Annotated in this window: 10 protein-coding genes and 1 pseudogene; all 11 read right to left on the minus strand. The window is 60.5% G+C overall.

What is annotated here, in order from left to right; genetic code table 11:
- Positions 1-150: 150 nt before the first annotated feature.
- The 11 genes and pseudogenes from BFL40_RS02620 to hutH all read right to left on the minus strand — a co-directional run bounded on the left by BFL40_RS02620 (position 151) and on the right by hutH (position 14,427).
- Positions 151-951: a transporter substrate-binding domain-containing protein gene (locus BFL40_RS02620; RefSeq protein WP_071482637.1), complete on the minus strand. Its 801-nt coding sequence runs from the start codon at positions 949-951 to the stop codon at positions 151-153.
- 168 nt (positions 952-1,119) lie between these two features.
- Positions 1,120-3,707, minus strand: a pseudogene (gene mdoH / locus BFL40_RS02625) (glucans biosynthesis glucosyltransferase MdoH); the annotation flags it as partial.
- Entirely contained in the window at positions 3,700-5,436 is a 1,737-nt protein-coding gene (locus tag BFL40_RS02630; RefSeq protein WP_071482731.1) for a glucan biosynthesis protein G, read from the minus strand. The pseudogene mdoH and the gene BFL40_RS02630, both read right to left, overlap by 8 nt.
- A 267-nt stretch (positions 5,437-5,703) precedes the next feature.
- Complete coding sequence (dtd, locus tag BFL40_RS02635) at positions 5,704-6,141, minus strand: D-aminoacyl-tRNA deacylase (RefSeq protein WP_071482635.1); 438 nt, start codon at positions 6,139-6,141, stop codon at positions 5,704-5,706.
- Positions 6,138-7,109: a prolyl aminopeptidase gene (gene pip, locus BFL40_RS02640; RefSeq protein ID WP_071482634.1), complete on the minus strand. Its 972-nt coding sequence runs from the start codon at positions 7,107-7,109 to the stop codon at positions 6,138-6,140. Before pip ends, dtd begins: the two co-directional genes overlap by 4 nt.
- Positions 7,110-7,212: 103 nt before the next feature.
- The gene (locus BFL40_RS02645) at positions 7,213-8,142 is read right to left on the minus strand and encodes an alpha/beta hydrolase (RefSeq protein WP_071482633.1); all 930 of its coding nucleotides are present in this window, start codon (positions 8,140-8,142) and stop codon (positions 7,213-7,215) included.
- Between the two features lie 58 nt (positions 8,143-8,200).
- Entirely contained in the window at positions 8,201-9,148 is a 948-nt protein-coding gene (locus tag BFL40_RS02650; protein WP_071482632.1) for a choline ABC transporter substrate-binding protein, read from the minus strand.
- Between the two features lie 151 nt (positions 9,149-9,299).
- Entirely contained in the window at positions 9,300-10,100 is an 801-nt protein-coding gene (hutG, locus tag BFL40_RS02655; RefSeq protein ID WP_071482631.1) for an N-formylglutamate deformylase, read from the minus strand.
- Positions 10,101-10,111: 11 nt separating this feature from the next.
- Entirely contained in the window at positions 10,112-11,317 is a 1,206-nt protein-coding gene (hutI, locus tag BFL40_RS02660) for an imidazolonepropionase (RefSeq protein ID WP_071482630.1), read from the minus strand.
- 15 nt (positions 11,318-11,332) lie between these two features.
- On the minus strand, positions 11,333-12,742 hold the full coding sequence (locus BFL40_RS02665; protein ID WP_071482629.1) for an amino acid permease: 1,410 nt from the start codon (positions 12,740-12,742) through the stop codon (positions 11,333-11,335).
- Between the two features lie 146 nt (positions 12,743-12,888).
- Positions 12,889-14,427 (minus strand): histidine ammonia-lyase, encoded by a 1,539-nt coding sequence (hutH, locus tag BFL40_RS02670; protein ID WP_139213518.1) that lies wholly within the window; start codon positions 14,425-14,427, stop codon positions 12,889-12,891.
- Between the last annotated feature and the right edge of the window lie 13 nt (positions 14,428-14,440).

The raw sequence follows: 14,440 nt of genomic DNA on the forward strand, positions 1-14,440 counted from the left end.
CACCATTGCGGGGTGCGATCCTAACTCACTCGTCCCCCGTCACAAAGGTTTCACGGGTAAATGTTATCGGCGTATGTCGGAAAAGCCCCACAACGGTGCAGCCAAGAGCCTGTGTTCGGCAATTGATTGATGTGTAAGCAGTTATGACACTCAATCGATCTCCGCCATCCAGGTGGTGTCCTTAAACCACTTATCGTGCAGGCGATCGTAGGTGCCATCCTGTGCCACCTGATTGAGGAAATGGTTGATCCAGTTAAGGCTGTCGTAATCACCTTTTTTCAGGCCGAACGCCAGGGGCTCGAAGGTAAAGGGTTGTTCAAGCGCCAATAACGTGCGGTTTTCCGGCCGGGTCATCGCGATCAGGTTGTAGGGCGCGTCATGAATAAAGGCATCGGCCTTGCCCTCGACTACCTGCCGTATAGCTTCTTCCGAGGTGGTGAAACTACTTAGACGAGCCGCCCCCAGAAAGCGTTGTGCAGCAGCCTCTCCAGTGGTGCCTTCAGTGGCAACGATCCGGTATCCAGCCTCGTTCAGGTCTTCAATACTCGAAACCATGCCGGCCAGGCGGGGGTGCAACAGTACCGTTTGGCCAACCACGATGAAGGAGTCGCTGAAATTCAGCTTCAGGTTGCGCTCCTGAGTAACCGTCATGCCGCTGCCAATCAGATCAAACTTCTTCGCCATCAGACCCGGCAGCAACTCGGTATAAGGCACCGCAATCAGTTCAAGCTCAACGCCCAACGCGCGGCTCATCGCCTGGAGCAAGTCGATCTCAAAACCGACGATGCGCCCCTGTTTATCCGTCATTTCAAAGGGGACGTAAGTGGGCGTGGTGCCGACTTTAAGCACACCGCGTCGAACGGCGTCGTCAAGGGCGCCAGCATTCACCAGACCTGCGTAAATCAATACGACAGCGCCGATCAGCCATGCCAAACAATACCTTTTGCTCATGAATCCCCCGTGGCAAATCAAATTTGGGGGGCGATGCTAACCCAGGCACGGGCACGGCAATACGTCTCGAACAAAGGTCTTTTGTTTCGAAATAACAAGGAGTTAGCGTTAAATGGAAGAGGCGGGGAACGCTGTAGGATCAGCGCTTCGAACGCCCCCGAGATGAACACTCGGGGGCGTCTGAATCAGGCCGGTTGAGCCTGGGACGACAGCGGTTGCAGCGGCAGCAACGGCGCGTGAGGATCAGCTTTGATCGATTCACGCCAAGCGCCGAGCCACTCGGCATGACCTTCGCTCCAGACCTGCTCATGCAGGCGAGCCAGGGCCACCGGGTCGCTGAGCAAGGCCAGGCGCTCGCTGTTGTTGAGGCCGGCAGGGCCGACTTTCAACGCGTGGCGAACACGCTCAAGGCGCAAGTACTCGATCGGCTCCGCCTCGCGGTGACGCGAGGTCGCCAGGGCACAGGCCAAGGCGTTCTGCTGCGGATCGACTACCGAACGCACAAACCCATCATTCAGGGCGTGCCAACGATTTTCGTGGGTGTACTTCTCGGTCGACAGCAACGCTTGCGGCGGATTGTATTCCTCAGGAATCAGGAACAGGCTCTCGTCGCGAGACTTGAGGCCCAGCTTGACCCGGCTGGAAATCACCGACACCGGGATCGACAGCATCAGCGAACCGACGATCGGAATCAGCCACCACAGGAAGCTTGGGTTCAACCACACCACCAACAGCGCCCACAGGAAGCCGAGCACGGTTTGCGGACCGTGGCGCTTGACCGCTTCACTCCATGGCGTGGAGTCGTCGTCACGCTGCGGCGAGTTCCAGGTCGCAGCCCAGCCGAGGAACGCGGCGAGTACGAAGCGGGTGTGGAAGATCATCCGCACCGGCGCCAGCAGCATGGAGAACAGCATCTCCAGCAGCATCGACAAGGTCACCTTGAACTTGCCGCCGAACTCTTTCGCGCCCTTGGCCCAGATCAGGATGATGCTCAGCAACTTCGGCAGGAACAGCAGCACGATAGTGGTGGAGAACAGCGCCACCGCCTTGTCCGGATGCCATTGAGGCCACAGTGGGTACAGCTGGCGTGGTGCCATGAAGTACTGCGGTTCCATCAAGGTGTTCACCGCCAGCAACGCCGTCGACAGCACCAGGAAGAAGAACCATAAAGGCGCCGACAGGTAGGACATCACGCCGGTCAGGAACACCGCACGGTGCACCGGGTGCATACCCTTGACCAGGAACAGGCGAAAGTTCATCAGGTTGCCGTGGCACCAGCGACGGTCACGCTTGAGTTCATCCAACAGGTTCGGCGGTAGCTCTTCGTAACTGCCCGGCAAGTCGTAGGCAATCCACACGCCCCAGCCGGCACGGCGCATCAGCGCAGCTTCAACGAAGTCGTGGGAGAGGATCGCACCGGCGAACGCGCCTTTCCCCGGCAATGGCGCCAGGGCGCAGTGCTCGATAAACGGCTTCATGCGGATGATCGCGTTGTGACCCCAGTAGTGGGATTCACCCAGTTGCCAGAAGTGCAGGCCGGCCGTAAACAGCGGGCCATACACGCGGGTGGCGAACTGCTGCATGCGCGCATACAGGGTGTCCATGCCCGACGCCCGTGGCGCGGTCTGGATAATCCCGGCATCCGGCGTGGCTTCCATCAAGCGCACCAGGCTGGTCAGGCATTCGCCGCTCATCACGCTGTCGGCGTCGAGAACGACCATGTACTTGTAGTCACCGCCCCAACGACGGCAGAAGTCGTCGAGGTTGCCGCTCTTGCGCTTTACGCGACGGCGACGGCGGCGATAGAAGATCTTGCCGAAACCACCGGCTTCGCGGCACACGTCGAGCCAGGCTTGCTGCTCGGCGATACAGATATCAGCGTCGTTACTGTCGCTGAGCACGAAGAAATCGAAGCGATCCAGGTCACCCGTGGCGGCCACCGATTCGAACGTCGCACGCAGACCGGCGAATACCCGGGGCACGTCTTCGTTGCAGATCGGCATCACCAGCGCGGTGCGGGCGTCTTTCGGAATTGGCTCGTCGCCGGCACTTTTACCGGAGATTCGGTATTTATCGTGACCGGTGAGCAACTCCAGGAAGCCCATCAATGCAGTCCAGAAACCAGCCGACACCCAGCAGAACAAGATCCCGAACATGATCAGGATGCTGGTTTGCAGGGCGTAAGGCAGTACTTGGGTGGCGGTTTGCAGCAGCGTCTGGTTACGAACTTCGTCGAAGTCGACCAGCGACCAGCCTTGGTACGGCATGATGCCTTTCATGTACCAGCCGGCAATGATGGTCTGGCCGAGCATCAGCACCAGCAGGATGTAACGACGGATCGAACCCACGGTGCGCCAGCGCGCCGCCGGCAATACACGTTCATCCTTCGGCGGGGCCGGAGGGTTGGTACGACCGGTCAGCCGGCGCCAACCGCGCACCAGAATGTTGGTACGCCAAGGCTCAGGCACCACTTTGGTCCGACGAATCGGCGGCGTGGCCTTCAGGCAAACCCGACCACTGGCGTCGAGCGCCAGCATTTCCGCGTCTTGCAGCTCTTCGGCGGTGTTGAGGGTCAGCCGGCGGCCAACCGACGCTTGGGCAGCGTCGGTCGGTGCGTCGAAGGCCTTGGACGACAAGCGTTCGTGCAGTTCGCTGAAGGATGTGCAGCCCGCCAGTTCGGCGCGCTGCTCAGCAGTCATCGGGAGATGCGCCAGGTACTCGGACAGAGTCTCGGGCGTGGCTTGGGAATTACTCATCGGCAGGCAACTGATAGCTCCAGGTTTCGGTCAGGACTTGTTCTGTCTTGGCCGGCTCCGGTGTGGCTGGGGCAGCTTCTGGCTGCTTGGCTTCCTTGTCTTTCGCGTCTTTCTTGGCCTGCTTTTCGTGCTGTTTAGCGAGCACTTTGTCAGCCTTGAGCACTTGGGTCGAAACCTTCTCAGGCTCAGGCTTCACGATGTCCTGGACCAGGGCCGCACGCATTTCGGTCGGTTTGCCTGCGTCCTTGATCTTCATACGCAGGGTCAGACGCCAGCCTTTGGTGTGCTCGTTGTAGCGCACGCTGTTCTCAACGATCTCGGCGTTGTCGCCAACGCTGACCTGGCTGCGAACCGGCGCATCAGACGGCAGGGCTTTCAGGGACGGGCCCTCGAAGTCCACCAGGTAGGCCACGCTGCCATCGGGTTGACGGATCAGGTTGGACTGTTTCACGTCACCGGTGGAACGCAGGGTCTGCTTGACCCAGGCGCTGTCGGTCGGGTGCAGGGCCTTTTCGTCCATGGTCCAGTGCAGGCGGTAGCTGACGTTCAGCGGTTCGCCGACTTTAGGCAGCTCGGCCGGGCTCCAGAACGCAACGATGTTGTCGTTGGTTTCATCGGCGGTCGGAATCTCTACCAGGTCGACGGAACCCTTGCCCCAGTCGCCTTCAGGCTCGATCCAGGCGCTTGGGCGCTTGTCGTAGTTGTCGTCCAGGTCTTCGTAGTGGCTGAAGTCGCGGCCACGCTGCAGCAAGCCGAAACCACGCGGGTTCTCTACGGCGAAGTTGCTGACCGACAGGTGTTTAGGGTTGTTCAGTGGGCGCCAGATCCACTCGCCGTTACCGGCATGGATCGACAGGCCGCTGGAATCGTGCAGTTCACGACGGTAGTTGAGCACCTTCGACGGCTGGTTCGCGCCGAACAGGTACATGCTGGTCAACGGAGCAACGCCCAGTTTGGTGACCTTGTCACGCAGGAACATCTGCGATTTGACGTCGACAATGGTGTCGGTGCCAGGGCGCAGGGTCAGGCGATAGGCACCGGTAGCCCGAGGCGAGTCCAGCAAGGCAAAGATCACCAGCTGTTTTTCACCCGGTTTTGGACGCTCGATCCAGAACTCAGTGAAGCGCGGGAATTCTTCGCCGGACGGCAATGCCGTGTCGATCGCCATGCCACGGGCGGACAGGCCATAGGACTGGCCCTTGCCAACGACGCGGAAGTAGCTGGCGCCGAGCATGGTCATGATTTCGTCTTGCTTGTCAGCCTTGTTGATCGGGTACAGCACACGGAAACCGGCATAACCCAGTTGTTCGGTGGCTTTAGGATCAAACTTCACGTCGCCGAAATCGAAACGAGTCGGGTCGTATTTGATTTCCTGGACGCTGTCGGCAGTGACTTCGTTGATTTTCACCGGCGTGTCGAAGTGCATGCCCTGGTGATAGAAGGACAGCTTGAACGGCGTGTTCTGATCAGCCCACTCGGCTTTCTCGTTGCGGAAACGAATTTTTTGGTAGTCAGCGAATTTCATTTCGCGGAATTCGTTTGGCAGATTGCTGCGCGGAGCTTCGTATTTCTGCCCGGCCAGCTCTTTTGCCTTGGCCGACACATCATCCAGACTGAATGCCCACAGTTGACCCGCGCCGAACAGGCAAAACAGGGCAGAGCCCGTCACCAGTGCGTTTCGTAACCGTTTGGCAGACAATTTTGGTGCATTACAGGGACTAACAATCACGAGCAACCCTCGCCGAAAACAGATCAAAAAACCAACGGCCAGCTATCTATATGCCAGGTTGGCGAGCATTGTTCCGACTCCCCTGGGGCTAAATGATTCCCCAACGGCTGCCGGACAAGTCTCTACCTAAGTCAAAAATGGACCAAACAACGCTGATCCCCGTAGCGCGCGATTATCTAGTAGCCCGCGAGACAACGCATCAGGGACAACGAAGTATTTGTAGCGAAATCCTGCGTTTTTAGGCATTAAAAGTCGTTTTTAATACATTCACGTCTGTAAGAGGAAGGTCACAGGGCCATCATTGACCAAATGCACCTGCATATCAGCGCCAAAACGCCCCGACGCCACCTTGCCATGCAATTGTTGCGCTTGTAACAGCAAGTGATCGAAAAGCGCTGCACCCAAGGCCGGTGGGGCCGCAGTAGAGAAGCTCGGACGCAGCCCGCTTTTGGTATCCGCCGCCAGAGTGAACTGTGACACCAGCAGCAAACCGCCGCCGATGTCCTTCAAGGACACGTTCATCTTGCCCTCTTCGTCGCTGAACACCCGATAGTTAAGCAGCTTGTGCAAAAGTTTGTCGGCGCTCTCGGGCGTATCGCCAGGTTCGACGGCCACCAACACCAGCAAACCCTGATCGATCGACCCCACTACTTCGCCCGCGACCTCAACCCGGGCGCCACGCACCCTTTGCAACAGGCCCTTCATGCTTCTTCTGGCGGCAAGTCAAGCAGGCGCCGTGCCATCTCGCCGGTCGCACGCACCAACGCATCAGTGATTCCCGGCTCGGATGCCGCATGGCCAGCCTCGCGGATCACTTGCAGTTCGCTGTTGGGCCACGCCTGATGCAGCTCCCAGGCGTTATCCAGTGGGCAGATCATATCGTAGCGGCCGTGAATGATTACGCCAGGCAGATGGGCGATCTTGTGCATATCGCGAATCAGCTGGTCAGGTTCCAGGAAGGAGTTGTTGGTGAAGTAGTGGCACTCGATACGCGCGATGGACAGGGCGCGCTGGGGCTCGGCAAACCGCTCGACCTGCTGAGGGTTCGGGCACAGGCCCAACATGCGACCTTCCCAGGTGGACCAGGCCTTGGCCGCATGCATCTGGGCAATCTGGTCGTTGCCGGTCAGGCGCTTATGGTAGGCCGTGAGCAGGTCGTGGCGTTCTTCTTGAGGGATCGGGGCAAGGTAGTCCTGCCAGTAATCCGGGAACATACGGCTGGCGCCGGCCTGGTAGAACCACTGAATGTCTTGGGGACGGGCCAGGAAAATACCGCGCACGATCAGGCCATGGACCCGCTCTGGGTGGGTTTGCGCGTAGGCCAGGGCCAGGGTCGAACCCCAGGAACCGCCGAACAACACCCATTTCTCGATGCCCAAGTGTTCGCGGATGCGCTCGAGGTCGGCGACCAGGTCCCAGGTGGTGTTGTTTTCCAGGCTGGCGCGAGGGGTGGAGCGACCGCAACCACGCTGGTCGAAGGTGACAATGCGGTACAGGCTCGGATCAAAGTAGCAGCGACTGTTGGCATCACAACCGGCACCAGGGCCGCCGTGGATGAATACGACGGGCAAACCTTCGGGGGAGCCACTTTCATCGACATACAGCGTGTGGGTTTCATCGACTGCCAGATCGTGCCGGGCGTAGGGTTTGATCTGCGGGTACCAAGTCTGCATTGCGCGCTCCGTAGGGTGTCGGGTTCATCCCTGGGGGGACGTCTATTATTTTGCCGTCTGGCATCATAAACCCGAATTGTGCAATGAGCATGTCCTTGAGCGCTTAGACCTGTGTCAGCCCTTCGCTCCTCAGGTAATACAACAGATAGTCGTACAACTGATCCACCTCCGGCACTTGGCCGCGCGCCCTTAGGCAGCCATGGATCAGGCCTTTCCCGGGATAAAGCACCGCTGCTACGCCCGCCGCCTGAAGGCGTTCGGCGTAGAGCATGCCGTCATCACGCAGCGGGTCAAACTGCGCCACGGCGATCAATGCCTTGGGCAAATCGCTGAAGTCTTCAGCCAGCAGCGGCATGGCATAGGACGACGGCTGGCCCGCACCCAGCAGGTAGAGCGCCAGATAGCAGTCTGTGTCGGCGGTGGTGAGCAATGGCGCATCCCTGCAATCGCGGCGTGATGGCAAATCGGCCGGGCCACCCAAGCCTGGATAGATCAACACTTGGGCCCGGGGCCGCGGCTGGCCGTCATCCCGCAGGCCCAGGCACAACGCCGCCGCCAGATTGCCGCCCGCGCTGTCACCTGCCACCACCAGACGCCGGAGATCAATGGCGTACGGCCCCTGCCCCGCCTGGATCGCTTGCCACACCGCGCGGCAATCTTCGTAAGCCGCTGGGAATGGGTGTTCAGGCGCCAGGCGGTAATCGATGGCGATCACCAGCACCTGTAACGCGCTGGCCAGTTCGAAGCAAATGAAGTCATGGGAATCCAGCCCGCCGACCACCCAGCCGCCGCCGTGCATATAAAGGAGGCAGGGCCAGCCATCAACCGGAGTGGGAGTCGTAGGCTTATAGCTACGCACCTTCACCCCACCCAGTGAAAAGTCCGAAACTTGCAGTCCTGGCGGCTGTGGCGGGGTAAATGCTTGGCACATGCGGTCGTAGCCTTGGCGTAATCCTGCCAGCGACGAGTCGTCACTGGTGAAGGACTCGGTTTTGGCGACAAAGGCGGCAAGCTGCGGAGAGATCGAATACATGCGCAAATATCCCTGACGCTGGAGATCCAAACGTGTTGTTTTATCTGACAAGTTCGGCTCAGGGTTTGAGGCTGGCCTGCACCGCTGCCACGCCATCCTTGCCATCAAACGCCGTGACCCCGGCCAACCAGCGCTGCAAATCCTCAGGGTGATCACGCAGCCATTGCTTGGCCACATCCTGGGGCGACTGGCGCTCCATGATCGGCACCATCAACTGGCTTTCCTGGGCGGCGGTGAAGGTCAGGTTTTCCAACAGTCGATTGGCGTTGGGGCAGCGCTCTGCGAAGTCCGGCGCGGTGACGGTGGAGACCGTGGCGCGACCTTCGTCAGGGCCGAACACATCTTCACTGCCGGTGAGGTAGGCCATTTTCATGTTGATGTTCATCGGGTGCGGGGTCCAACCGACAAACACCACGAACTCCTTGCGGTTCACCGCGCGTTGCACCGCCGCCAGCATGCCCGCTTCACCCGAGGCGACCAGCTTGAAGCCGCCGAGGCCGAAGTGGTTGGTGTCGATCATTTTCTGGATATCGGTATTGGCGCCGCTACCGGGCTCGATGCCATAGATCTTGGCGCCCAACTTGTCTTTGAAGCGGGCGATATCGGCAAAGGTCTTCAACCCGGCATCGGCCACGTATTGCGGCACGGCCAGGGTGGCCTGGGCGTCGGCAAGGCTGGGTTTATCGAAGACTTTGACCTGTTTGGCCGCCAGGAACGGTGCGATGTTGTTATCCATCGCCGGTTTCCAGTAGCCGAGGAAAACATCCAGACGCTTGTCGCGGATGCCCGCGAAGATGATCTGCTGCACAGCGCTGGTCTGTTTGCTGTCGTAGCCCAGGCCGTTGAGTAACACATCAGCCATGCCCGAGGTGGCGATCACGTCGGTCCAACTGACCACGCCCATGCGCACGGCTTTGCAGGAGGCCGGCTCGGCGGCCATGGCGTGTGCACTGAGCAGTGCGGCGCCGGTGAGGGTCAACAGGTAACGGTTGAACAGTCTTTTCATGAAAGAGGTCTCACTCGGCAGCTTTTATTGTGGGGAGTGGCGTCTGACGCGCCGTACCCACAACCTTACCCAGCGAGACCTCTATCAACACGACCTGTGGCGACCGGCAGTTGCACTGCGGCGACTGTGAGGCTTGCCGGCGATAGCCATTTCAGCCGTAGCGCTTTTGCCCCCAAGCCAGGAACCCTTCCAGCAACTGCTTCAACACCACCTGGGTTGGCTCGGCCAAATCCGTCCGATAACGGAACGGCTCGAACTCTTCCATATAAGCGCTCTGGCACAACTCCAACTGCACGGCGTGGATGTCCTGCGCCGGGTTGCCGTAGTGCCGGGTGATATGGCCACCCTTGAAGCGCCCGTTCAGCACATGGGTGTACTGGGGATATTTGGCGCAGATGGCTTCGAGCTGGCTGGCCAACTCGGCGTCGCAGGCAGCGCCATTGAAGGTGCCGAGGTTGAAGTCCGGCAGTTTGCCATCGAACAGGTGCGGGATCACCGAGCGGATCGAGTGCGCATCGAACAGCAGCGCATAGCCGAACTCGGCCTTGAGCCGGGCCAGTTCCTCTTGCAGCGTACGGTGGTATGGGCCCCAGACCTTTTCCAGGTAGGTTGCGCGCTCTTCCTTTGACGGCTCCAGACCTTCGCGGAACAACGGCACGCCGTCAAACAGCGTCGCCGGGTACAAACCGGTGGTGGCGCCGACATACAACGGTTTGTCGTCGGACGGCCGGTTCAGGTCGATCACAAACCGCGAGTACTCGGCCGCCAAGGTGCTGGCACCGAGCTCTTCGGCAAAGTCATACAGCGTGGGGATGTGCCAGTCGGTATCCGGCAGGCTCTGCGCCTCGGGGATCAACCCGGCCTGCACCGCAGGCGTGAGACGCAGCCCGGCGTGGGGCATGCTGATCAGCAGCGGCACGCGGCCTTTTTTGAAGTTCAGAACCTTGTCCACAGCATTGCTCCTCAAACAGTGACGTCGACGCCGTGGCGCACGACGCGTTTATCCAGCTCGCCGCCCAGCCAGTAGGCAAGGTCGGCGGGGCGATCAATCTGCCACGCGACAAAATCCGCGACCTTGCCCACTTCCAGAGACCCATGGGTGTCACCCATGCCCAGCGCGGTGGCCGCATGCTGGGTGGCGCCGGCCAGGGCTTCTTCCGGGGTCATGCGGAACAAGGTGCAAGCCATGTTCAGCATCAAGCGCACCGACAACGCCGGTGAGGTGCCGGGGTTGAGGTCGCTGGCTATAGCGATCTTCACACCGTGCTTGCGCAGGACCTCCATCGGCGGCAACTGGGTTTCACGCAGGAAGTAGAAAGCGCCCGGCAGCAAGACGGCGACGGTGCCAGAAGCGGCCATGGCGATGGCGTCTTCTTCGGTCATGAACTCCAGATGGTCCGCCGACAACGCGTGGTAACGCGCCGCGAGGCTGGAACCGTGCAACGACGACAGCTGCTCGGCATGCAGTTTCACCGGCAGGTCCAACTGCTGGGCAACCTTGAACACGCGCTCCACCTGTTCGGTGGAAAACGCTAGGTACTCGCAGAAAGCGTCGACCGCATCCACCAGCCCTTCCGCCGCCAAGGCTGGCAACATCTCGGCGCAGATGTGATCGATGTAGTCATCGGCACGGTCCTTGTACTCCGGCGGCAACGCGTGCGCCGCGAGGCACGTGGCGCGCACGCTGACTGGCAGCGCTTCGCCGAGACGACGCGCAACCCGCAACATCTTGCGTTCATTGGCCAGGTCCAAGCCGTAGCCGGACTTGATCTCAACCGTGGTCACGCCGTCACGCAGCAAACTGCGCAGGCGCTTTTCAGCGCTGGCAAACAGTTCATCTTCTGTCGCGGCGCGGGTGGCGCGCACCGTGCTGGCAATACCGCCCCCTTTGGCCGCGATTTCGGCGTAGCTCACCCCTTCAAGGCGCTGCTCGAATTCGCCGCTGCGATTGCCGCCAAACACCGTGTGCGTGTGGCAGTCGATCAGCCCGGGGGTAACCCACGCGCCTTGCAGGTCGTGAACCTGCGCATAGTCTCCCTCCGGCAGATCGGCCAAGGGGCCGATCCACTCGATGAGCTGACCTGCGGTGACCATGGCGGCATCCTCGATGATCGAGTATTTGCCGTGGGCCATGGTTGCGACGTGGCAGTGTTGCCAAAGCGTTTTCATCAACGCCTCCCTAAGTTATCGATGAGACAAAACCGGGTCGTAATGGACCTTGGCCGCTTGCCCGGCAGCGGGTTTGACCCACAACAGGTAGGCGACGACCAACAGCACGATCCACACGGCGCCGACCAGCAATGCAGCCTGGGTGTCCGGGAAGTAGCCCAGCACGCCAAATACAAACAACATGAACACGATGGCCGCCGCAGGCGCATAAGGCCAGAACGGTACCGGGAATTTCAGCTCGGCGACTTGCTCTTTAGTCATCGAGCGGCGCATCGCGACCTGGGTGAACAGGATCATCAGCCAGACCCATACGGTGGCGAAGGTGGCAATCGAGGCAATCACCAGGAACACGTTTTCCGGGATCAGGTAATTGAGCACCACGCCGCCGAGCAGCGCCGCGCCCATCACCACCACGGTCATCCACGGCACGCCTTGTTTGGACAGCTGGGCAAAACCCTTGGGCGCCTGCCCTTGCTGGGCCAGGCCGTACATCATGCGGCCGGCGCCAAAGATGTCACTGTTGATGGCCGACACCGCCGCCGAGATCACCACGATATTGAGAATGGTCGCCGCCGAGCCGATGCCCAGGTTGCTGAATATCTGTACGAACGGGCTGCCCTGGGTGCCGATCTGCGGCCACGGGTAGATCGCCATCAACACAAACAAGGTCAGCACGTAGAACAACAGGATGCGCAGCGGCACGGCGTTGATCGCCTTGGGGATCACACGTTGCGGGTCCTTGGCTTCACCGGCGGTGATGCCGATGATTTCGATGCCGCCAAACGCGAACATCACCACCGCAAACGAGGCGATCAAACCGCCAACGCCGTTGGGCATAAAGCCGCCGTGGGCCCACAGGTTGCTGAGGCCGCTGGCTTGGGTGTCGCCGGCAGTGTGAATGCCGAACAGCATGATGCCGAAGCCGCCCAGGATCATCGCGACAATCGCGCCAACCTTGAGCAGCGACAGCCAGAACTCCATCTCGCCAAACACTTTGACGTTGCACAGGTTCAGGCCGCCGATCAAAAACACGATGCCGAGCACCCAGACCCAACGTGCGACTTCGGGAAACCAGAAGCCCATGTAGATGCCGAAGGCGGTCACGTCGGCGAGGCAGACGATGATCATTTCAAACGCGTAGGTCCAGCCGAGGATAAAGCCGGCCATGGGGCCCAGGTAGGTGCTGGCGTACTGGCCGAAGGAGCCGGCCACCGGGTTGTGCACGGCCATTTCACCCAGGGCGCGCATCACCATGAATACCGCGGCGCCGCCGATCAGGTAGGCCAACAACACGGCGGGACCGGCCATCTGGATGGCGGACGCGGAGCCATAGAAAAGCCCGGTACCGATCGCCGAGCCCAGAGCCATAAAGCGAATATGTCGGGCGTTGAGCCCGCGTTTCAAACCCTTTTCTTGCGTGTGCATTTCTCGTCCCTAATTATTTTTATAAGAAGAGGATCGTTCCCACGCTCTGCGTGGGAATGCATCCTGTGACGCTCAGCGTCACGGCTCTAAAAGTAGACGCAGAGCGTCCAGGGCGGCATTCCCACGCAGAGCGTGGGAATGATCAGTTACAGGCTTGGCAGCAACTTGGCCGGCACCAGTTCATTCAGGCAGCGGCTGGCAAGCAGCTCGCTGGCGGCGTTGATGTCAGGTGCAAAGAAGCGGTCCTTTTCATAGAACGCCACTTTGTCGCGCAGAATGCCGCGAGCCTTTTCAAGCTTGGTCGAGGTTTTCAAGCCGTCGCGCAGGTCCAGGCCCTGGCACGCTGCCAGCCACTCAACCGCCAACACACCACGGGTGTTCTCGGCCATTTCCCACAGGCGCTTGCCCGCAGCCGGCGCCATCGAAACGTGGTCTTCCTGGTTGGCGGAAGTCGGCAGGCTGTCCACGCTATGCGGATGAGCCAGCGCCTTGTTCTCACTGGCCAACGCTGCTGCTGTCACCTGGGCGATCATGAAACCGGAGTTCACCCCGCCATTGCCCACCAGGAACGGCGGCAATTGCGACATGTGCTTGTCCATCATCAGCGAGATACGGCGCTCGCTCAGGGAGCCGATTTCCGCGATGGCCAGCGCCATGTTATCAGCGGCCATGGCCACCGGTTCCGCGTGGAAGTTACCGCCGGAGATCACGTCGCCTTCGGCTGCAAACACCAGCGGGTTATCCGACACGGCGTTGGCTTCCACCACCAGCACTTCGGCGGCCTGGCGGAACTGGGTCAGGCAGGCGCCCATGACTTGCGGCTGGCAGCGCAGGGAGTACGGGTCTTGTACTTTGTCGCAGTTCTGGTGCGACTGGGAGACCTGGCTGCTTTCGCCCAGCAGGTCACGATAGGCCGCAGCCGCATCGATCTGCCCACGTTGGCCGCGAGCGGCGTGAATACGTGCGTCAAATGGCGAACGCGAGCCCAGCACCGCTTCCACGGTCAGGGCGCCGCAGGCCAGGGCGCCCGCGAACAAATCTTCGCCTTCGAACAGGCCACGCAAAGCATACGCGGTAGATACCTGGGTGCCGTTGAGCAGCGCCAGACCTTCTTTGGCGGCGAGGGTCAGCGGGGTCAGGCCGGCGACTTTCAGCGCTTCGGTGGCCTCAAGCCATTCGCCCTTGTAGCGCGCCTTGCCTTCGCCCAGCAGCACCAGGGACATGTGGGCCAATGGCGCCAAGTCACCGGAAGCACCCACTGAACCTTTCAGAGGAATATGCGGATACACCTCGGCGTTGATCAGCGCGATCAGTGCGTCGATCACCTGGCGGCGAATCCCGGAGAACCCACGGCTCAGGCTGTTGACCTTGAGCACCATGACCAGCCGCACCAGCGCATCGCTGATCGGCTCACCGACACCGGCGGCATGGGACAGCACCAGCGAACGCTGGAGGTTTTCCAGGTCTTCGCTTGCGATGCGGGTCGAGGCCAGCAGGCCGAAACCGGTGTTGATGCCGTAAGCGGTGCGGTTCTCGGCGAGAATCTGCTCCACGCAGGCAACACTGGCTTCGATCTGCGCCGTGGCGCTGTCATCCAGGCTGAGGGTTACCGGCTGCTGGTAGATGGCCCGCAGTTGGGAGAGGCTCAGTTGGCCTGGAATCAGATTTAGCGCAGTCACATTCATGCTCCTTTTGAGA

This window comes from Pseudomonas costantinii (assembly GCF_001870435.1).
Taxonomy (GTDB): Bacteria; Pseudomonadota; Gammaproteobacteria; order Pseudomonadales; family Pseudomonadaceae; genus Aquipseudomonas; species Aquipseudomonas costantinii.

What these genes read in the sequence shown, in the direction of transcription:
- pip (WP_071482634.1), bottom strand. Translation starts at nt 7,109, where the DNA reads ATGCAGACTTGGTACCCGCAGATCAAACCCTACGCCCGGCACGATCTG.
- BFL40_RS02645 (WP_071482633.1), bottom strand. Translation starts at nt 8,142, where the DNA reads ATGTATTCGATCTCTCCGCAGCTTGCCGCCTTTGTCGCCAAAACCGAG.
- BFL40_RS02650 (WP_071482632.1), bottom strand. Translation starts at nt 9,148, where the DNA reads ATGAAAAGACTGTTCAACCGTTACCTGTTGACCCTCACCGGCGCCGCA.
- dtd (WP_071482635.1), bottom strand. Translation starts at nt 6,141, where the DNA reads ATGAAGGGCCTGTTGCAAAGGGTGCGTGGCGCCCGGGTTGAGGTCGCG.
- hutI (WP_071482630.1), bottom strand. Translation starts at nt 11,317, where the DNA reads ATGAAAACGCTTTGGCAACACTGCCACGTCGCAACCATGGCCCACGGC.
- BFL40_RS02665 (WP_071482629.1), bottom strand. Translation starts at nt 12,742, where the DNA reads ATGCACACGCAAGAAAAGGGTTTGAAACGCGGGCTCAACGCCCGACAT.
- hutH (WP_139213518.1), bottom strand. Translation starts at nt 14,427, where the DNA reads ATGAATGTGACTGCGCTAAATCTGATTCCAGGCCAACTGAGCCTCTCC.
- BFL40_RS02620 (WP_071482637.1), bottom strand. Translation starts at nt 951, where the DNA reads ATGAGCAAAAGGTATTGTTTGGCATGGCTGATCGGCGCTGTCGTATTG.